Below are 21,561 nucleotides of genomic sequence, written 5' to 3'. Positions count from 1 at the left end.
GTGCTCTCAAGAGGCGAGCTATGATCAAGAATTTCAATTTTCCCGCCCGTTTGGAGACTGACCTCCCGGCGCTTCCGGCTCACGGCAAGCTGATCGGTGAAATCCAGTATCGGCTTGTGCAACTCGGATATGAGATTTCAGCGAGTGACCGCGCGCGCAAGGAACTGGCCGAGTCGACAGCCAAGGCACTGGGCACTTTTATCGACGAGACGCGAACTCCCGTTGAGAAAGGGGATGCCGCAATGATCGTCAGCAGCGTCGATGCCGAATTCATCGATCATTTTGTCAGGCAAAGTAAAAAACGCACACGCATAGTGCAGGATCTGATCACCGCCACCGGATGGGAAAAGATTGCAGACGAAGAGCGTGCGTCGGGCCAGTTTGGCCCCACAACCGAAAATGCCTGGGTAGAGTTCATCCGTTCAGTCGATCAGATCGAAGATCATAAGATTTCGCGCGAGCGTTTCGAGCTATTGCGGGAACGTGTCAGGGAACAATGGCTGGCAACGCCCGCCGGCATCCGCAGGATGCATAAGATACTGATCCAGGCATTGCGGGTGGCCGGACTGTCCGACCATCGCATTGCCGATGAGGAGTTGCGTGGTGCCAAGATCGGATCGACCACGGGTGAGGTCCTGAACGCTTTTCAAAAAAAGTACAATCTTGTCGCCGACGGCAAGCCGAACCTGGTGACTTTGGAGCGGCTTGAAACGGTCGCGGTCAGCACCGGTAAGCCTGCAAAAACGCTGAAGTCACAAACAGCGGGGGAACTCGCGCCCGTCCGCCGCACGGTCCGACTCAACATGCAGGGTGCGGCGGTAGTACCGGTGCAGCGGGCGCTGGCCTATTTTGGTTACAGCATCGCATCCACCGAGGCCGCCGCGGCCAGCTTCGGCAAGACTACGCAGGCGGCGGTGCGGGCCTTCCAGGCAGACCGCGGGCTCGAGGTTTCGGGTCACCTGGATACAGCCTCGCGAAAAGTGCTCAACGCCGAGCTGCTGGCTCAGGAATCCGGTGATCGCAAGCTGGTGCGTCACCGGGTGCGCGGCAGTGTCCGCGATGATGTCTGGGTCGGAATGGCCGATGCGACGGTGCGCCTGTCACACCAGGTTGCCGGGCGGAATCCACAACTTTTGGCTGAGAAACCGACCGGCAAGAACGGTTTCTTTGACCTGCCCTATACACCGCCCCAGGATAAAAGCTCGGGGCGGGCAATTCGTCCCTTTCACCTCCTCGTAGAAGCCCTCGATAGCAGCGGCAAAGAAATCGGCCGCACTACCATCTTCAATCCCCTGCCGATTGTCTGGGCCAACTTCACTGCCGGCGACCGACCCTATCGCGGCCCTTCGGGCTACGAAATACTGGCCAAGGCGATGCAGGCTGCCCTTGGCATTGGCGCCACTATTGCGAGTCTGCGGGAAACCGATGACGACGCTCAAATCAGCCGTGCAGCCGAGACTGCCGGAGTGGCACCGGAGCAGGCAATGCGGATGGTTCTGGCCCACCTTGTCGCCACCCAGATCGGCGACGGGCAGATCACCCCTCCGGTGGTCTTCGCCCTGCTGGGTGTTGGCCAGCCCACGGTCCTGCCGAGCGACTTGCTCACCAGTACCGATGGGTGGGAGCTCATCGATCAACTGGTGCTGACCGCGGCCAACGGCCTGATTTTCACGGAAGCCGACGTGATTGCCGAGGCACTGGATGACGCCACTGAGGCACATCTGTTTCCTATTGGCGACCAGCGCCGCAAGGCGGAGATCCTTGAGGCCTTCGAAGCACTCCGCACAAGCCGCGTCCGCACTGAACCACTGCTGTCCGGCAACGCCTCGCTGGAAATGCTGATGGCGGTGGCCGACCTGTCTGAGAGCGCCCGGCAAATCCTCGCGGAGTTTTACCTGCAACACGGCAGCTTCGAACCCGAATTCTGGACTGCCGCGCAGGAGCGCGTGGATGATATCGGCGGCGCTGAGGCGTTAAACCGATTTCGCACCATCGTTTTGTTTGGAGAGGTTACCCGCAACTTCCGCCCTTTGATCCAGCAGCTACTGACAATCCTTAACAATAGTGCCGACAACACTCTGACGAAGCCGTCGGATGTGGCGAAATTGACGCGGGGAGACTGGCGCGACTTGCTGGTGACGCTGGGGTCCCTGCCCCAAAATGCCGATGGTGAAACCGAGTCTGAACGACGCGAAACCTATGCGCTGTCTCTTTTTAACAATTCCCACACCGTCTTTCCCGAGCAGGCGCTTTTTGCGGAGCTGCAGGCGGAGCCCAACACCGGGCTCAAGCGGATTGGCGACGTGGCCCAGGTGTTCGATAGTGCTCCCGGTGTTACGCTGGCTTCCGACAACCTCGAACTCGCCTTTAAGCGGGAAGGGGTTTCGGTGGAAGACGCCGTGTTGATCGAAGCGAAGGTAATTCAGCGGGTCCACCGTATCGCATCCAAAGCCCCGGCAGCGCGATTGCTGCTCACCAATCGCCTCCATGATTCCGCGCAAATCGTCGGTCTCGGCAAGCAGCGTTTTATTGAGCTGCTGACTGCCGACGAGTCGATGGATGCCCGTGAGGCGAGGGTGATATTTGCCCGCGCTGAATGGCAGCACGCCAAAGTGTTGCAAACATTGAGTGAATATCACCCCGGCTTCCACCGTTTCTGGCCCTCGGCCATGCCGAGCCAGGAAATTGCGGCGACCGAACTACCCCCCGAAACCGAAGGACTTGCCAATCTCGATACACTTTTTGGTTCTCTCGACTTCTGTGCCTGCCACCATTGTCGCAGCGTCTATGGCCCGGCCGCTTACCTTGCCGATGTTTTTCGCTACCTTGGTGCCCAAAAAAGTACAACACCGGACCAGTCTGTGCTGGACCTGCTGATCGGGCGTGACGGCGGACCGGTCGGGCGGCGACCGGACTTAGCGCGGATAAAGCTCGACTGCGACAACGCCGAAACGCCGCTGCCCTATATCGACCTGGTGCTGGAGGTACTTGAGTCCCGCGTGGATGCTCCCGACCAGGACATCGCTTTCACACACCAAACAACCTGGCGCGCGGAGGTGCTTCTCGCTGCACAGGAGCACCAGCGCTCTGCGGCCTACGAACGCTTGCGGGAGGTGGTATTTCCTTTTTACCGGAGTCTCGACCTCTGGAACGCGGAGGTCCGGACCTTCCTCGCTCATTTTGGCGTATCCCGGCCCGAACTGATCGAAGTGGTCCATGCACCGCTCGACGCAGGCGCAATGGGCGGGCAGGCGCAAACGGATTATGCCGCCGAGATTTGGGGGCTGCCCCCCCACGAATACGACCTCATTATCTCGAGTGACGAATCCAGTGCGCGGCAGAGCGAAATCTGGGGTTTTGACGGCGCACCCCCAGCGGAGCTTTCCGTAGCGGAGTTTATGCGCCGTGCAGACTTAACCTACGATGAAGTACTCACTCTGCTGGCGACAGCCTGGCCCGGTGAAGCCGGCACCGGCGCAGGTATAGAACTCGTGCGCCCGGAGGGTACCTGCGACCTCAACAGCCAGCGCCTGATAAACTTCACCAGTGCCCGTTACGATCGCCTGCACCGCTTTCTGCGGTTTGCGAAAAAGACGAAACTATCTCTACACGATGTCGACCGCATGATCCGCCACCCGGGGTTGGGTGCCGGGGTACTCGACGCGGCGGCGCTGAGCAATTTCGCCGCCGGCGCGCGGCTGATGCACCGGTTGGATATTGGCATCGACGAAATCCTGCTATTTTTCGCACCGCTCGATACAGAGGCTCCCGTTAATCTCCGTGAGCCCGATGAGCCGGAGTTGTCCCCTTACGCCAAGCTTTTCCTCAATCCGGAGAGCCTGGCGGCGATAAACCCGGCCTTCGAGCTGGACGCTCTGGGTGTCGAGCCGGTGGCACAACACAAGGCGTCACTGGCCGCGGCCCTGGCCATCAGCGTCGACGATGTCAGTCTGATAACCGCGATACTGGATGATGCCACACTCAATTTGGACAGCATTTCGGAGATTGCCCGCCATGCCGTCCTCGCCCGGGCGCTGGATCGGGGAGTCGGGGAACTCCTGAATTTGATGACTGCGACGGGAACCGTTGATCCTTTTGCCTCTCCCCGGGCATTAGGCCGTTTCATCCAGAAGGTAGATGCAATAAAAACCAGCCGTTTCGATATCGATACGCTGTCCTACCTGATCTCCGGCGATGAATCCTCCGTGCTCGCCCTGCGTGACGAAACCATTGCCGATCGGTTGCGCTTGCTGCGCGAGGCCCTGATCGGTACTGCGCCCGAAAACCTGGAAGAGACGGTGGTGGCCTGGGCTGCTTCTGCCTTCGGAATCGCGGCGGAGGCTGTGCGCCCGCTACTGCAGACCCTGGAGCAAGCCGGAACCCCCTACGCCGACCACCTGCGCACCGACGCGCTGACAGCCCGGGGGGCGGATGGTATTTTCGTCAACGAGATCACGCCGGAATCAATGGCGGACCTCTTTACGGTGGCAGCCCGGTTGCACCGGATCAGTCTCTACACCGATCATTTTTATCTGTCGTCCACTGAACTCACCTGGCTCGCAACGGGCGACGGCACGGAGGAACTCTTGCGGCCGCAGGATGTGGCTGCGCCCAATGACCCGGACACTGTCTTCACCCGCTGGCACGCGCTGACCAAATGGAAGCTGTTTGCCGACAGCTACCCCGCGCCGGAGGAAACCTCGCTACCGGGTATCTTTGCCCTGGCGTCGACCGCAGCTACTCCCGAAGGGGAGATCCACGCAGCTATCGCACAGCTCACCCAGTGGCCGCTCGAAACAGTCGCTGCACTGGCACAAACCCTGGGCGCCAGCCACAGCAGTGACTCCGACTATCTTCGCACGGAGACCTACCTGCGCATGGATACACTGTACGGCCTCGCCCGACGTATCGGTGTTGAAATTGATGTGGCCGGCAATCTCACCACCCGCGAATCGGGCCAGGAGCGGGTCAACTCCGAGTCGCTGCGCCAGGCATTGCGCGGTAAATACGATGAACCTGTCTGGCTGCAGAAACTGGCGGGTCTTGAAGACGAGCTGCGTCATACCAAACGGGATGCACTGTTGGCCTACCTGATCGCCCGCTCCCAGCGCGACGAGGATCCGGACATGGAAGTCGCGGGTGAGCGGTACCGCAATCCGGCCTATTGGCGCGATGCCGGTGATGCCCTGGGCTATTTGCTGATTGATGTCGAGATGAGCGCATGCCAGCTTACCTCGCGACTCAAGCAGGCCACCAGTTCCGTTCAAATGTACGTCCAGCGCTGTCTGCTAGGACTCGAAGAACCCTTTGTCGAGGTGGGCCGCGAGGAGCTCGAAGATGAAGTCTCAGATAACAGTTGGCGCCAGTGGCGCTGGATGCAAAGCTACCGCGTCTGGGAGGCTAACCGGAAAATATTCCTCTATCCCGAGAACTGGATAGAGCCGGAGCTGAGGGACGACAAATCCCCGTTTTTTGAGGAATTCGAGCGGGATATCCTGCAGACGGAGCTGACCGAGGAAACAGCAGAAGCCGGTCTGCGTCGTTATCTCGAACGAGTTGAGGAGGTCGCCGACCTCGAGGTGGTGGGCGAGTTTCGCGAACTGGATAACACCCGGCCGGAGGATGGGCTGCCAGCCGACGTGAGCCTGGTGCATGTTGTCGCGCGTACTCGCGAGCAGCCGCATCGATACTTCTACCGCGCTTTCGACCAAAACCTGTTGGTTTGGTCCGCCTGGGAGCGGATTGACGCGGAGATCGAAGGCGATCAGGCGGTGCCGGTTGTCTATAACCGCAGGCTCCACCTGTTGTGGCTCAGTATCGAGCAGAAACCGATCAAGCAGGCCAAGCTGCCGGCGGCGAAACCAACCGATCAGCCAAGCGATGCCCCGGAACTGCCCGAGCAGCTGGAAATTCGCTTGGCTTGGAGTGTACGAACCAAGGATGGTTGGAGCGCCAAGCGGCAATCGGCGCAAAAACTGATTCACCCCTGGCCCCGCCCGCGCCACGCCTACACCATCAAGCCGCGCTACCGTTCGCAGCTTAACGAATTGTGGGTCGACCTGTTTATCACCCAGTCACCGGAGTTTAACAGCAGCCGGTTCTGGGATTCCTTTACGAGCAAGCAGAGTTTTATGACCAGCCGGGTGCCCTATTCCGCAACTGCCTGGCCCTGGCATTCATCCAGCTTCGTCTTTGATGGTTCCGTCAAGGATGTGCGGCTAAAGCCCCTGCGGGGGGCCTACCGCCTGTTGCGGCAGGATGAGGTGGGCGGCTACAAACTGACCGCGACCAACTCGCATTACTATCTGCAACGGAATTTTGGTGAAGAAGGCCGGGAGATACAGTCCCTTGATCAGGCCGATATGGTGGCGCCGCGCATGCCGGTGCCCCAGGGCATGCACTTTCGCAACGGGCGTCTGCGCAACCGCGGTCGCGCAGGGGCGCGCGGTTCCGTGAACGTGCTCGAAAACCGCGCCACACACACTTTGATGTACGGCGGCATCAGCCCCTTTGAAGTGGTGGGCTCACTGCACCAGACCGCCTTCGATACTGCCCGGTTTGGCCCGGTGCCCTTCTTTTACCAGGACCCCAAAAGGGCTTTTTTCGTGCGGCCTCTCTGGCGTTCGCGCCAACTTGGCTACAACCACTATATACAGACGTATCAATATGATTTTTACCCTTTCTACCACCCCTATGCGTCACTGTTCCTGCGCGAGCTGGACCGGGATGGGGTACGCGGCCTTCTGCAACACCGTATCCAGACGGTGCCGCAACTCTACCATCCGCAGAACAACTACGAATTCGAACAGTACAGTCCGAGCAGCCGCAGTCAGCCACACCAGACCGCTGCCGAGGACCGGCTCGATTTTACCCGCGAGGGCGCCTATTCGATTTACAACTGGGAAACCTTTGTTCACATTCCTTTTACAGTCGCCTGCCGGCTGAGTGAGAACCAGCGGTTCGAAGAGGCGATGCGGTGGTTCCACACCATATTCGATCCCACCGGCATAGGACCGGGGACAGTTCCACAACGCTATTGGGTATCGAAGCCCTTCCACGAAATGGGCGCGGATGAGTATCGAAAGCAGCGCATCACTAACCTGCTGGAAGATATCGAGCAACATGTAGGTGAGCTTCGCGCATGGAAAAACGACCCGTTCAAACCCTACGTCATTGCCCGTTTCCGCCCAGTCGCCTTGCAAAAGGCGATCGTGATGAAGTATCTCGACAATCTCATTGCCTGGGCCGACCAGCTATTTCGGCGCGACAGTATCGAATCGATCAACCAGGCGACGACACTCTATCTGCTCGCCCACGAAATTCTCGGCCGCAAGCCGGAGGAAACTCCCCACATCGGCCGCACGGAGCGGACCTGGCTCGAACTCACCGAGGCTGGCGAATTGGACCCATTCGGCAATGCCAAAGTGGAAACCTTGCTGGAAAATCTCGCGGGTTCGCCGGCACCGGAACTGCGACCCCGCGGTGAGGCGGAACCCTTACCGCTGATGGACACCTTCTATTTCTGTATTCCAAATAACGATCGGCTGGCACGTTATTGGGCCCTGGTAGAAGACCGGCTGTGGAAAATCAGGCACTGCCAGAATATAGAGGGCGTCACCCGGCAACTGACACTTTTCCAGCCGCCCATCGACCCCGCACTGCTTGTCAAGGCCAGCGCGGCGGGCATCGATCTCTCGGCATTGGCGGCGCCTTCGGCCGCTGCGCTCGGCCCCTACCGCTTTCGGGCACTTCTGGCTGTCGCCGAACGATTTATAGGATCGGTCAACGCTCTTGGTACCGCACTCCTGAATGCGCTCGAGCGACGGGACGCCGAGGAACTGAGTGTGTTGCGTGCCGTGCACGAAACGCAGCTTCGCGATGCCATGCACGATATTCGCAAATTGGCCATCGACGAGTCGGAAGCGCAGCTAAAAGTACTCGACAAGCGCCTGGACGCCGCCGAGCACCGCAAGACTTATTATCAAGAGCGCTCATTTATGAATATTTGGGAGGGGACGGCAATGACCCTTTCAGGTTTTTCCGCTGTAGCCGAGAGCAGTATTGCCCTTGGCTATACACTTGCCGGGGGCCTATCGGTGATTCCGGGTTTTGTGGCGGGCGCTTCCGGGTTTGGCGGCTCGCCACACACTGTGGTCGAAACACCGGCTGGCGAGGCGCTGGCAAAAGCGGCGGAAAGTGCCGTCGCCACAATTCAGGCTTATGCGCGATCCTTCGACAAACTCGCCGCACTCGCATCCACCATGGGCAGCTACCAGCGTCGCAAGGAAGAATGGGATTTCCAGGCCGGGCAGTCCGGCCGCGAAGCGGATCGTTTGGAAGTGGAAATTGCCGCAGCACAAATCCGCCGGGCAATGGCAGAGGAGGAGCTGCGGATCAACGATCGCGAGCGGGAACAGGCGGCACAGGCGGAGGAGTACTTTAAGGTTAAGTACACCAACGCTCAGCTTTACGACTGGATGCTCGCTCAAGTCTCCACCACCTATTTCCAGGCCTACCAGCTCGCCTTCGACATAGCCAAGTCCGCAGAGATGGCGTTACAACAGGAACTCTGTGAACCCACCGCGTCCTTTGTCCAGTTCGGCCATTGGGACACGCTCCGCAAGGGACTGCTCTCAGGCGAACGATTGGGGCAGGACCTGCGGCGTATGGAAGCGCATTACCTGACCTTGAACCGGCGCGAGTTGGAGATTCAGAAGCACATTTCCCTCGCCGAATTGGCACCGCTCAAACTACTCGAACTCAAGACCAGCGGTTCCTGTACCTTTGCATTGCCGGAGTGGCTATTCGATATGGACTATCCCGGTCACTACCGGCGTCGTCTAAAAGCAGTGAGTGTCACCGTACCGGCAGTGGTTGGGCCCTACACCAATGTCAACGCAACGCTGACTCTCGTCCGCAACAGCATCCGGGTCAGCAGTGATGTTGCAGGTGGTTACGGCGATGCGCTGGTCGGAGGGGATGAGCGGTTTCTTGCACGCCCCGTGGCGCAAAGTGCCATCGCCACCAGCCATGGTCGCAGTGATTCCGGCATGTTTATATTCGATTTCACCGGCGATCGATTCCTGCCATTCGAAGGCGCTGGCGCTGTGAGTGAGTGGACTTTGGAGTTGCCGCAGGCGAATAACCGGTTCGATATGGCGACTGTGTCGGATATCGTATTACACCTCCATTACACGGCGCAGCGGAGCGGCGAAACCGCGCTGGCGGACGCTGCCCGAGCCAATATCGAGGCGTCATTGCCCCAGGCGGGAGTACAACTTCTGGATTTGCACAGCAGCTTCGGTTCCGCCTGGCGGCGATTCCTGGTGTCCAACGGTGATGAAGATCAGGAATTATTGCTCGATATCACCGAGGCACACCTGCCGTACTTCCTGGCCCGCCGCGGCGAGGTGGCAATCAGTGGACTCGATCTTGTACTCGACACGCCGCATTCGGAAAACTTTATTGTGGAGGTGACGCCACCCGGCGGTGCACCATCCGAGCAGGTGGCTGCGCCTGAGGCAGATTTTGAAGGGCGGCCACACATGGCCGTGTCTGATTTCGCCCCCGGTACCGCGGCCACTGGCACCTGGCGATTCCGTATCCGGCGCAGTGCCACAACCGACTTCCATTCATTGACCGAAGGAGACCTGAAAGGTGCCTATCTTGTGCTGGGATTGGGACTTGCATGAGCGTACCGCGTTTTATCCAGAAGGTGGCCGGTCGGATCAGGGAAAGGACTGATCCCGACCTGATTGTACTGTTCGGCTCCTATGCGAAGGGGGAAGCCAATATCAGGTCCGATGTGGACCTGCTGATTCTGGGCCGCTTCCCTTCGCAGGGCCGTCGTGAGGATGAATTAACGGGTATTGCCTACGGGTTTCCGGTCGGGTTCGATTTCCACTGTGTAACCGAAAAAGAGATTGCCCGGGACTTACGTGACCCCGGCACTTTTTATCATTCAGTATTTAGCGCTGGAATCGTACTTTTTTGTAAATCCGGTTTGACATTTCCCATAAATTGAGAGACTATAACGGCGTTGAAGATACTTAAAGTTGCAGTATTAGGGTTGAAGAGTCTCAAAGAGAAAAGCAGCGACAAAAAAGGTTTTCGGCAAATAACAGGTCACCCTCGGCTACCCAGTACCCGAGGGTTTCTCTTTTTTGGGATACAGTGATCTATCCGTTGCAATCACCTTATTGAAATAGTCTGTTATTACTTCACGCATTCTTTTGCGGCAAAAGGCTGCGGGGCCTGAATCCGCGCCCCCGTATAACCGTTTTGCGCACTTGCCTGAAACCATCCTGTAGCTGATAAAAGCTAAAGCTCGATAGGCTCAGCCTTAAACGCACAAACTCCAGCGATAAAGAGCCGAAACCCTGCATTTCCTGCCTAACTTGACATTCCGGGAATAGACTTCAAGTGTCAAAAGTAGCGGCTAATACCGTAACAGACACCCGCGGTGAAGCTTTTAGTCCCGATAGTGCCTTTTAACCCCTCCAGATATACGTCATATGCTCCAAACAACTGACACCCATAGGCCAGCGGAGTAGCAGTCTTTGGCTCAGTTCCAGGCAGATCATTGGAGACGCATCAAAACACAAGTGTCATTCATTACAGGGGTGATGCGTCCCCCGGCCAAGCCGGCGGAGGCCAGTCGTAAAAAGCGCAGGCCATGCCTGCGCTGACCGTGGAATATAAACCACTAAACTCTGTCAGTCACACGCCGGTGCGGACCAGAAGGATGCCTGGGTAAAACCCGTCGCAGTGGCACTCGAAGCGGGAAGCACCGAGGAGGTGCAGCCATACCCCATCAAACTGAAAGTGGCACTGCTGGTTGCATCGATATTGTCACAGTTCAGGGTGTTATAGGCGGAGCCGATAACCACATTGGTAAACGAAGCATTAGTGCCCTCCTTCAATTTAAACGGTACATCAGGCAGTGAGCTGGAGCCCACATAACTGATACTGACGTTGGTCACAGTACCGGAGGCTTGTGGCAAAGCAGCGGGATTGTTGGGGTTGCTGGCCAGTTCAAAGGCGTGATCAGCACCGAGACCCGCCCCGCCGTCATCCTGAACGAGATTGATGTCGGTGAGGGAACCCCGATAACCCTCATCCCAATCCACGCTGTCGTCCTCATTGCAGGTCAGCCAAAGCCGGTTCACCCCAACATTTCCGCCAAAGAACTCGACACCGTCGTCCTGGTTGTTGTGCACATGAATATTATTGACGGTGGTGGCACTGCTGACCGCATAGAAGGTAATGCCATTGATCTCACTGTCGGGCGCCACCGTACTGCCACCTTCAGCCACCACCACATATTCCAGAGTGCCACTGCTGGCGGTATTCAGGAATTTGCCACCGCCATAGTAGAAATTGGCATTCACGCCTTCCTGGACACAAGTGTCCTGGCCAGCGGCACTGGGGCACTGGTTACTCTCGGCGAAACCGGCCAGGACCAGGCCGCCCCATTCACCGGAGCCATTGAAATTATTATCCAGGGAGGAAAATACAATTGGATCAGAAGCAGTGCCCTGCGCCCTGATGGTGGACCCACGAGAGATAACCAGTGCCGATTGGCTTACCACCGCACCGGCAATTTGGGTGCCCGCCTCGATACTCAGCTCCGTATTGTCCACAGTGGCTGGATCGGAATTTTGCGCATTGCCATTGCCCACCTCTACAATGCCCGGCAGGGTCCAGACAATAGGAAGCCCCAGGGTTGCGCTGTTCTTTGCCAGCACTACTGTGTCGTTGACGGCGATGGGCGTGGGCAGGTCACACCGGACATAAGTGCCGCCATTAAATGCCACCAAGCCAAGAAAGGTGCCATTGGAATTACAGTCTGCATCCAGACCAAGGGTAGTGACCGCCTGGGTACCGGAAGACATGATGGCCATGCCAATGGCTAATACAAGCTTTTTCATTAGATTGAATCTCCGTTGAAAAAATAACAGGCAAACTATTTTTATTTGCCCTGACAGGATAAATTTACCGCGTTTTGTCCGGCCTTTTATGCCTGGACAAAATCAGGATAAGGATGTCATATGTCAGTATGTTTGCGCATAGATAATCTTTGCATATAACAGCAGAGGAAAAACAAAAAAGCCGGCAATATGCCGGCTTACATCCAAATGAATAGACTTAATCAGCTCTTATTTCGCCACCGGAATCGGTAACAATAAAGTAATCCAGGGCTCCAAAATAATCGCTGTTGACAAAAAATTGATTACCCTGATCCTGGGAGCCGGAAACCTGCATAACCGCTTTACCAAGATTAATCAGGTCCGGACTGGGATAGGGCAAACCCTCCCATTGTTTGAAAACCTCTAATTGGTCAATGCTATTGTGATCGTTTAACTTACCTCGACCCACCACCCAGTCAAAATTGTAGATTTCCGCATCGGCCAAACTGGGGTTAGCAATGGTTGAACGATTACTCACAGTACCTGGCACATTGGCAAGCGTTTTGGCAACAAAGGCACTGTTAATGGCCCGGTTTACCGCGGTGTTACCAGACAGAGATTTGCATCCGAAGGCAACCTGGTCGAAAACAATGGCCTCACCCAACAGTGGCAGCACAGTGCTATCCGCCCGAATACACCGGTCTGCAATGGTATTGCCAAAAAACGGGGAATCATCCGCCTTGGCGGAACCGACAATGCTATTGTACAGGTAGAGACCAGAGCCCCGTGATAATTCTATGGCAGTACTCTCCACTTCCGGCCGACTGGAATTGAAGTCCCGGCCATCCGCCGCATAGAGAGTAAGATTGGCCAGGGTGGGGGCAGAGCGCGGCAGAGCATCCTCAGAGCCAACCTCACCATTGCTCCCGCGAATTACCGGATAATACTGCCAGTTGCCGCTCTCATCCCGATAGAGCGTATCGAAGAAGCTGGGGTCGGTACTGCTAAAAGCCCCGACTAAAGGGAGACCATTAATATGCACAGTCTGCATACTGCCGCGGTAGCCGTGGTTCCAGCGAATGGCACTGCCCGCCCCCACCTTGGCGATGTTGACGTTGCGCAGGTTCACGCTGCCCCCCTGGATATCGATCGCCGCACGGCCATTGTTGTCGGCACCCCAGGCATCCAGCCCCAATCTTACAGTTCTACCAAGGCTGAAGTAGAAGTTTTCCAGCCGCCCCCCCTGGCCAACACTGTTCAATCGCAGGGAACCTCTCTGCATATGCAGGTTTTCAATCCAAAGGTTGTTATGCGCATCGTCGTAGCCGCCGTAGAAACCAAATTCCCCCTCTATATTGCACACGCCATTGGCTGGACCTGTGGTGGCGTCCGGGCACTGGTTGTTGCGAGCGAAGCCGTCCACAATCAGGCCAACCCAATTGGCCACGTCGAGCCTCAGTGGCTCCCCAGTGTCAAAAATAGGCTGATTACTGACTAATTGACCCACCAGATTTACCGGGCCTGCAGCGTCGTCATCCTCCGGGTTCGCCAGGCTCCTGTCACCCATAATCACCAGTGCGCCCCCGCGGGTAATATGCAGGCCTGCACCCTCGGAGGCCATTATGATAGTGGAGGCCTCGATACCGAGAGTTACCGGATTAGCCTTCATGGCCTCCACCTGGGCGCTCTCGGTGAGCGGGAAATGCCCCTCGCCAATCCGCACCAGTCCGTTCAGTAGCCACAGGGTCAGGGCCGGGTCCCGCTCTACGGTATAGCCCGGATACAGCTCTTCAACCACCTTGCTACCACTGGCGATCGCTTCCGCATCCACGCCGGTATAGGCAGTCAGCAGGAAATCCTCGGTAATAGTGCCGCGCAGCCCGCATACCTTGTATTTGGAAAAATAAGTTTGGTTGCCGACGGTTACGCCCGGCACAGTTCGGTTGCGGTACACATAATCGTCTTCCAAAACGCCTTTGAAATCGCATTCTTCCGCCAACAGGACACCCACAGAATCGCTCCAACCCAGATACCAGTCGTCCCTGGAGTCCACCACCGCGCCCATATACAGGGGCGATTTATCCAGGTAAGCGGCAGTGCTCCCCGCGAGAGTGAAATCAATCGGTGAGGAAATTCCAGGTATACCCGCGCCACTGGGCACGAAGCTGCTATCCAGCACCGCCGAAACCTGATAGACACCGCTGAGATCCCGCGTTTTTTCCGCGAAATCACCACCAGTGGAAGACTCCTCGTCGGAAGTTACTGTGGCATCGCAGTCGAGTACCACATTGTCAAAATAAATCTGCAGCGGGTCCGAATACTGAAGATTGTTGGTGGACAGGTCATCAATATCCAGGCAGTTGCTGAAATCGGTCACCACCGAGTTGTATAACAGCAGTCCGGAACCCTGCTCCAACAGGATAGCGCTGGCCGCTGCTTCGGCGCCCTTGATGGTGACATTGGCCAGCACCGGGCGGGAGCGGGGATTAGCGTCGTGGTCCGTCGCATCGTTGCGCCCCAGCAGTGCGTGTCCCCTGCCCCGCTCCCCGGTGTTTAAAATCGCATACTGTAGGCTTCCCCGATAACCGTCGCTCCACTGTACCTGGTTGCCGGCCACATTGGAGACCAGCAAGTGCTTTATATTGACCACGCCGCCGATCAACTCCAGTCCGTCGCTGTCCGAATCGGAAATATCCAGGTAATCGACCTGCCCGGCTTCGCTAACCTCCCGCATCGCCAGTGCTGGTTGATCCCCGCCCACCCCCAACAAGCGCAGGTAGCTGATGTCCACAAACTGTTCTCGGGCCAGACGGCACAGATCCTGACCACTGCAGTTTTGCGCCAGGCCCTGAATCGCCACCCCTCCCCAGCTACCCCGGTGCTCCTGCGGCTCCAGTTGCACCGGTGACTCGGGGGTACCCTGCACACGCAACACCACATCGGGGCTGAACGCCAGGGAGGACTGTTCCCCCAGCAGCAGCTTGGAATTTCCATCCAGAACCACCTGCTGTGGCTGCATTAATGCCGCCTGCTGCTGCTGCTGATCAAGAAGGCCAAAGTCACTGCCGAACGTGAGCCTTCCCACTATGCGCCAGGCCACCAATTCATCGTTAATATCGTCGTCAAAGTAAAAATTGTCGTTTACCCTGCCGCTCAACTCACAGACGCTGTAGCTGGAGGTGCCGATGTTCAGGGTATCCCCGGTCTGGGTCCCCACACCGTAGCAGGGCGCATAATAGAGCCCCAACTCATAACCAGATTGGAACTCCAGGGCAGTATTGAGAACTATGGACGCAACACCGATGATAGCGGGGTTTCCAAAACCCAGGGTGGGCGTCAGATCCGGATTCAACTGGTAGACATTGGTCCCGCTGGCGAGCACCTGATCGGCGAAGTCAACGCCCCCCCCGCTCTCTTCAGTGGGGGAGGCGCAATAGAAGACGCTGTTTGTGGTCTTCAGCTGCGTACTGGCGTCGTCCACTTTGAGACAGTGACCAAAGCCCTGCACCGCCACATTGTTCATTGAGACGCTGCCGCCCCCGGAAAACTCTATGGCTCCGCCACCGGTCAAAGCCTTGTCCACCAACACCAGTCTATCCAGGACAACCCCCTCCTGCCCCTCCGATTCGCCGACCGCTGCGGCGCTGTTCTCTCCCCTAAGGGCGGCGGTCTCGGCCTGATGGTAAATCAGTGAATTCCTCACGAAACCGCCAAAACCCCCCAGCCAGTGGATGGCATGCCCCCTATTGCCCATGGCATAGGTGCCTATTTCCATAGCACCACCGCGCAACTGCAGCCCTCCCCTGCCGCTATAAAAAACACCGCTGGGAGCTGGATTCTGGCCCAGGTGCGGCGCATTGACTGTTATCGCCGCTTCCAACTGCGGACCCTGGATAGTTTCACCCCCGGCTTCGGCTATCCAGCCGGTAAAGCCGGTGACGCTGGGGTTGGAAAACGCACTGGAGTCTTTCAACAGTATGTCTGCCTCCCTGGACTCCTGCAGCGACAGGCCGCCGAAAAACCCCCAGTCGCCCTCCACATTGCAGAAGTTATCCGCGCTCACGCCTGAGCCACAGTCCGGATGGTAGCCGATACCATTGACCACCAATCCCCCCCACTCCCCACCCCCGATGTTGTCGTCATCGATGGATACGATATTCGCTCTCAACAGGCCATTCCGGTGCACCACCACCAGGCTGCCGGCGCGAGCGTACAACTTGTCCTTAGTTTGCGGCATCTCCAGCTCGTGCAGATCATCCCCCTGCAGTTCCGCCAAGGTCCGGTAGGGCTTGCTGGTTCCCACCTCATAGACACCATCCAGCACCCACACCAGCGGTGCGTAGTTGTGGGAATTCTTCAGCTTGACCCTGGTGAGCCGGCTCAACTCTGTACTCAGCAGACACGCCTGTGTCATCACACCATCCACAAGAACAGGCTCCAGCGGAGTTCCCACCATACCGCCGTGTACCACTTCGCACTGGGCCAAAGCCACATCCAGTGGCTCCTCCTGCGCCAACTCGTCGGACCTGTCCGCGGAGCAGGCGGCCAGCACCAGGGTCAACCCTGACAGCAACAGACTTCGCGCCACCCAGTTTGACATGGCGGAACAGTAATTTTTTTGCGCTATTGGTAAAATTCGCCGTAGCAGCTTCATATTCTTACCCCGGTAGTCTTGCGTTAAAGGAGCGCCGTTATCAAACGGACCAGCAGTGGCCGCGCTGGAAAATACACTAACCACATCTAAACTGCTGGATTCAGTTCCAGCCTGTTTGGTATTTCAAACTCAACTTTCAGCCGTGCCTGCCCAGCACCCGGCAAGCTCTGTACCTGCCTGCGTCCAGGTATACTGGAACACCGGGCCGGCAAGCCGGTGAAAACGATTAAAAATCGTAACCTGCCTGAAGTTTAAGGCTACGACCGGAAGCGTAATTCAGGTATGGGGTATCGTAATTCTCATACCGGAGGTCATGCTCCTCGTCGAGAATATTTCCCAGAGAGGCAGAAAGGGACAGGCCATTAAAAAATTTTTTCTTATAAATCAGTTTCAGGTCATCGTAAGGCTGGGCGTAAACGTCGGATGGAATCGATACCAGACCGGGGTTCGCCACCGCCAGTTCTCTGCCCCTTGAGTTCAGTACCAGGGTCAATTCCTGGCCGCTATCGATATGGTCATACCCCAGCTGCAGGTTGCCGACATAATCCGGCTGCCCCTGCAGCGGTCTTTCCAACTCCCGCGCAAAAACACCGCTTCCCTCGACAACCTTTACCGAAGAGGTGATGTCCGCATAATTGAATTGCACAAAAATCGCGTGATCATCGTTGTGGCCAAAAACAAACTCCCGACGCACATCCAGCTCTGCGCCATAAACCTCCGCCGTCTCTGCATTGTCAAAGGTATAGTAGTCAAACTTATCGCCAATCCTGTCAAACCGGTTTTCGATGGCGTTGAACAGTTCTTTGGAAAATATTGCGAAAGTGACAGATTCTGTTTCCGAGGGGTACCATTCGATACGCACGTCGTAGTTTTTGATCCGCGTCGGCTTGAGCAGAGGATTTCCCGTATAGCGTTCAAGCGTTTCAATATCTGTAAATGTCCTGGGCACCATCTCGTAGATCTCCGGCCAGCTGACGGTTTCAGACCAGGCCGCCCTGAGTTGCAGATTATCGCTGATGCTATAGGTCAGGTTGGTGGAGGGTAGTTCATAGCTTTCATCCAGCAGCGGTGTCATCGGCTCTATGGTGTAGGCATACTGCTCCGCAGCCAGGTCAAAGGTTTCCTTTCTGATTCCGAGGTTGACCCTGAACTTGTCGAATATCTCCAGATCCGCGAGCAGATAGCTGGCACTTAAGTCCTGCCGCACTATATAGCTGTTCCCAGAGAGTCCCTCATCCCGCGTCGGCAACAATTCGCCCACACTCAAATAGAATCCATCCAGCCCCGGTCTGCCGAGGATATATTCCGGCAGATAGATTTCCCTGGGATCCACATTCTGTTGATTGGACCCCGAAGCAAAGCCCTTTAACCTGTAGTAATAGTAGTAGCCGTCTCGGTCTCGGCGCAGCTCATGCAGACCGCCCTGCAGCTGCCCGGAAATTCCGTACAGATCTGTAAACGGGAAACCGATATCCAGACGGTGACCGTTGTTTTTCTCCTGCATTTCCTCCCACAAGTGGTAGTCGTGGGCACCACTGTAGCTGTCATCCGGACCCTGGCTTTTGTAGGCGTACTGGGTGGCATTGGGGCGGAGGTATTCCGTATTGGCCTTCATCAACTGCCAGTCGATATCCACCGAATCCAGATAGGCCAGTGGCTCCAATACCCCAACCTCAAAACTGTGGTTTCCCCACAGCTGGTGGCTAAGCAGCTCTTCCTCTATCCAGTCCACCCGCTGATACTTGAATCGCTGTATATCCTCCGCCTTTACCGCTTCAATATCTTCGCCCAATGCCAATATTAATTCTCTCCTTTCAGCTCTATCGGGCAAGTCGTAACTGGTTTCGATCTCAGCGGAGTTGGTGGTATGACGGAGTAAGACATTGTTGATGCCAAAGCTGTGACGCTCGCCAGGATCCCACTGGAGGTTGAGCATGGCGCTTGCATCGATCACATTGTTGCTATCGTCCGTTTCACCCACCCGCTCCAGAGACAACCCCTTTTCTCCCGTTCTATCCAGTTGGAAACTGGAATAGCGAAAGTTGGTCTTTCTATTGCTGCTCCACTTATTGGAATAGCGCAGGGCGCCGATAAGGCCGAGGCGTTGCTCTGACAGGTCCCAGGAACGGCCTCCATTGAGACTGATGGCCGAATCCATCGGTGCGCGGCCCGAATAGATGGCGTTATGTTGCAGGCTTTGTCCCATGGCCTTGATCGCTTCCTGGTCGAAACCGCCGTAACCCTGTTCGCCATCCTCGATATTGATCCAGTCCCCCAGGGTGAGTTGCAGGGCGTCCGGCAATGCCCGGCTGCCATCGTCCATTCCCAACCAGTCTTTATCCCCCTCGGTGGCAGACATCTGCATTTCCTGGCCATGCATCTCACTCCTGCTGGCGGAATAGGACACTTTCAGAAAGGGTTCATCGGGAATTTCCCGCGTGCGCATACTGATATGACCGGCAGTGGCGCTGGCGGGAATATCGGCTGTGGCACTTTTCTGCAGGTTCAGGCTGCGAAGAATTCCGGCGGGGAAAATATCCAGCGGGAGATCCCGCCGCGCCGGGTCCGTGCTGGGAAGTGTGGCACCGTCGAAATCAGTTGATTGGTAGCGGCTTTTCATGCCCCTGACTACGGCATAGCGGTCGTCCTGCAGGGAGACGCCCACAACGCGCTTTATAGCGCTGCTGACCATAGAATCATCAAAGCGGGAAATCTGTGAGAAATCTATGCCATCCGTCACCGCTGAAGCGTTGCGCTCAAGTTCGATAGGATTGTCCCGCTGGTAGCGGCCAACCACCTGAACCTCCTCGATGGCCTGGACGCCGGATTCGTTGAGGTCATCCACCGGGTCCATTTCGACATCGGTCAGAAGGTTGAGTTTTGCCAATACTTGCAGGCTGGCCAGGCGCAATGTGCGGTAGTCCGGGTGCGTCACCTCCAGTTGGTAAACCCCCGCCGGCAGCTCCAGGCGGAAGCTTCCGTCCCGGTCTGTTACCGTCTCCTGACTTCCGCCCAATACCTGCAGGGTTACATTCCGCAAGGGGCGGCCAGTGTCCGAGGACACCACGGCGCCCTCAATGCTACCATTGTTGAATTCAGCGCCTCCGGCACCCTGTTTCAGTGTGCCATCTCCGTCCAGCTCAGCTAAATCCACTTTGCGGATTGACTTAATGGCGCGCCCGCTGCGGGAATCCATATGCACGGTAACAAAGGCCGCCTGCTGGTCCAGAACTGAAAACTCATAGGGCACCCACAACTCCGATATCCCGACCCGCAGACGATAGCGTCCTGCATCAATATCCGGCAGAAATAGGCTGGCTTCGGCCTCTCCCATCTCCACTGCGGAGCCATTGATTTGCACTGTGGGCCGCTCCGCCGGCGCGCCGTCCAGGTAAACATCCAACCTGAGTGCTGCGGACTCTGCTTTACAGGCAATCGCCATAGTCACAGCAACACACAAACACGACCGGGAAAATTTGTCTTTGACGCGATTTTTCATAAAGTGAACCTTCCCCTTTGGAAAATGACACGAATTAAGACAACTTATGAGATCACAACCGGTTGCGACATTACCTGGCGGTGGCCACTGACGGATAGGAGGAATTATCGAAATACTGAAAAGCCGCTCCTGAGCAACTCGTCAGCAGAAAATCAAGTCGTCTGATTGGGAGTATTGAAGTTGATGAGGGTTAAACTTTTATGAAGAACCCATTGCAGCAAAACAAATTTTAAAGAGAATAGTGCGCCAATGGATATTTGGCCTTTATTGTTATAAGAGAAAATTTAACTTTAATGGAATTAATTTTATCGTCGCAATAATCCACAGCATTGGTTAATATTTTTATTATGGCGCAAATTACAACTTTAACCGGAAATCAATTTAATGCTTATTTTCTGTGCAACTATAGACGTTTGTATCACCATGCCCTCTATAAAGGGGGATTCGGCGGGCATGAATTCGACTTACCAGCCGCCAACAGCCAAGACGATAAAACTCGATAACACCTATTATTAACCTGACACTTCAACCGATACTCAGCCATCAGCGGAAGGCAAGAATGATCCAGGGACGAATTCCACCGACCTGCCTAGGGCCCTTACGGTTAGCGCTTCTGGTAATTTTTCTGTCAACACTTAGTAGCTGTTCCGGGGTCCAGTTGGCCTACAACCAGTTGGATCACTGGATAGGCTGGCAGCTGGATGATTATGTCGATCTGTCCCGCGACCAGAAAGAAAACCTGAAAACCACATTGGCACGCTTCCACCACTGGCATCGACAGACTCAGTTACCCCACTATGCCGAGTATTTAACCCAGCTTGCGATCGGATTGGAGGCCGACAATACGCAGCAAATATCCCTACCGGCTGTGGAAACAAAGGCGCTGGAATTCTGGCGACAAACTTGGGATCGGCTCTGCGATGACCTGTTGCCTCTGATTGCCAGCCTCAATGATGATCAGATCGAGCAACTGGATCGAGAGCTGGGCAGGCAACGGGAAAAATGGCTGAAAAGGTGGCGAAAGCCCCCGGAGGAAATGGTGCTTTACCGCGACCGCCAGGTGCGCAAGCAGAGCAAGCGCTGGCTGGGACCGTTGAACCACGGGCAGGAGGCATCGATAGCAATCTGGGCAGAGGTCTCATACGAGCCTTTACACCATTATCGTCAGCGACAGTTGTGGCAAAACCGGTTTGTAGAACTTTTACGCGACAAACCCAAAGGCTATCAACAGCAACTAAGGGCGATGATGATGAACCCCGCACAGCTTTGGCCGCAGGAGTACCGTCTCCGACAGGAACAACGCCGTATCAGTACGCGCCGCCTGGCTGAAGCGATCCTCGCCGATACCAGCCCCCGGCAGCGCCGGTATCTGGCAGACAAACTGCGGGATTACGCGGAGGATTTCCGCGCTCTTTCCGCACAATGACAACGATCACAGGTCATTGCGCCACTTGGCACAAGTTCCTTCACAACGGATGACGCCACCGGGCACGACTGCT

The 21,561-nt window shown here is 56.4% G+C and carries 6 protein-coding genes; 3 read left to right on the top strand and 3 right to left on the bottom strand.

Features of this window, described 5'->3' with window-relative positions:
* Window positions 1-20: 20 nt before the first annotated feature.
* Both ABVT36_RS00275 and ABVT36_RS00270 read left to right on the top strand, forming a co-directional pair.
* Window positions 21-9,692 carry a neuraminidase-like domain-containing protein gene (locus ABVT36_RS00275; RefSeq protein ID WP_368454745.1) on the top strand — a complete coding sequence of 3,224 codons (9,672 nt, stop codon included), beginning with the start codon at window positions 21-23 and terminating at the stop codon, window positions 9,690-9,692.
* Entirely contained in the window at window positions 9,689-10,024 is a 336-nt protein-coding gene (locus ABVT36_RS00270; RefSeq protein ID WP_368454744.1) for a nucleotidyltransferase domain-containing protein, read from the top strand. Before ABVT36_RS00275 ends, ABVT36_RS00270 begins: the two co-directional genes overlap by 4 nt.
* A 691-nt stretch (window positions 10,025-10,715) precedes the next feature.
* Here ABVT36_RS00270 and ABVT36_RS00265 read toward each other — a convergent pair.
* The 3 genes from ABVT36_RS00265 to ABVT36_RS00255 all read right to left on the bottom strand — a co-directional run bounded on the left by ABVT36_RS00265 (window position 10,716) and on the right by ABVT36_RS00255 (window position 20,005).
* Window positions 10,716-11,930 carry a hypothetical protein gene (locus ABVT36_RS00265; RefSeq protein ID WP_368454743.1) on the bottom strand — a complete coding sequence of 405 codons (1,215 nt, stop codon included), beginning with the start codon at window positions 11,928-11,930 and terminating at the stop codon, window positions 10,716-10,718.
* A gap of 217 nt (window positions 11,931-12,147) precedes the next feature.
* Window positions 12,148-16,509, bottom strand: a complete 4,362-nt coding sequence (locus ABVT36_RS00260; RefSeq protein ID WP_368454742.1) for a hypothetical protein — start codon at window positions 16,507-16,509, stop codon at window positions 12,148-12,150.
* Between the two features lie 280 nt (window positions 16,510-16,789).
* Window positions 16,790-20,005, bottom strand: coding sequence for a TonB-dependent receptor (locus tag ABVT36_RS00255; protein ID WP_368454741.1), 3,216 nt, complete (start codon window positions 20,003-20,005; stop codon window positions 16,790-16,792).
* A gap of 715 nt (window positions 20,006-20,720) precedes the next feature.
* Between ABVT36_RS00255 and ABVT36_RS00250 the strand changes: the two genes are divergently transcribed.
* Window positions 20,721-21,488 carry a DUF6279 family lipoprotein gene (locus tag ABVT36_RS00250; protein ID WP_368454740.1) on the top strand — a complete coding sequence of 256 codons (768 nt, stop codon included), beginning with the start codon at window positions 20,721-20,723 and terminating at the stop codon, window positions 21,486-21,488.
* The last annotated feature ends 73 nt before the right edge of the window (window positions 21,489-21,561 follow it).

Source organism: Microbulbifer sp. TYP-18 (genome assembly GCF_040932045.1).
Taxonomy (GTDB): domain Bacteria; phylum Pseudomonadota; class Gammaproteobacteria; order Pseudomonadales; family Cellvibrionaceae; genus Microbulbifer.
This window is presented reverse-complemented; position numbering and strand designations above follow the sequence as displayed.

Bases quoted from the DNA above. Each gene is read 5' to 3' on its own strand.
- ABVT36_RS00275 (WP_368454745.1), top strand. From the start codon at position 21: ATGATCAAGAATTTCAATTTTCCCGCCCGTTTGGAGACTGACCTCCCG.
- ABVT36_RS00270 (WP_368454744.1), top strand. From the start codon at position 9,689: ATGAGCGTACCGCGTTTTATCCAGAAGGTGGCCGGTCGGATCAGGGAA.
- ABVT36_RS00265 (WP_368454743.1), bottom strand. From the start codon at position 11,930: ATGAAAAAGCTTGTATTAGCCATTGGCATGGCCATCATGTCTTCCGGT.
- ABVT36_RS00260 (WP_368454742.1), bottom strand. From the start codon at position 16,509: ATGTCAAACTGGGTGGCGCGAAGTCTGTTGCTGTCAGGGTTGACCCTG.
- ABVT36_RS00255 (WP_368454741.1), bottom strand. From the start codon at position 20,005: ATGGCGATTGCCTGTAAAGCAGAGTCCGCAGCACTCAGGTTGGATGTT.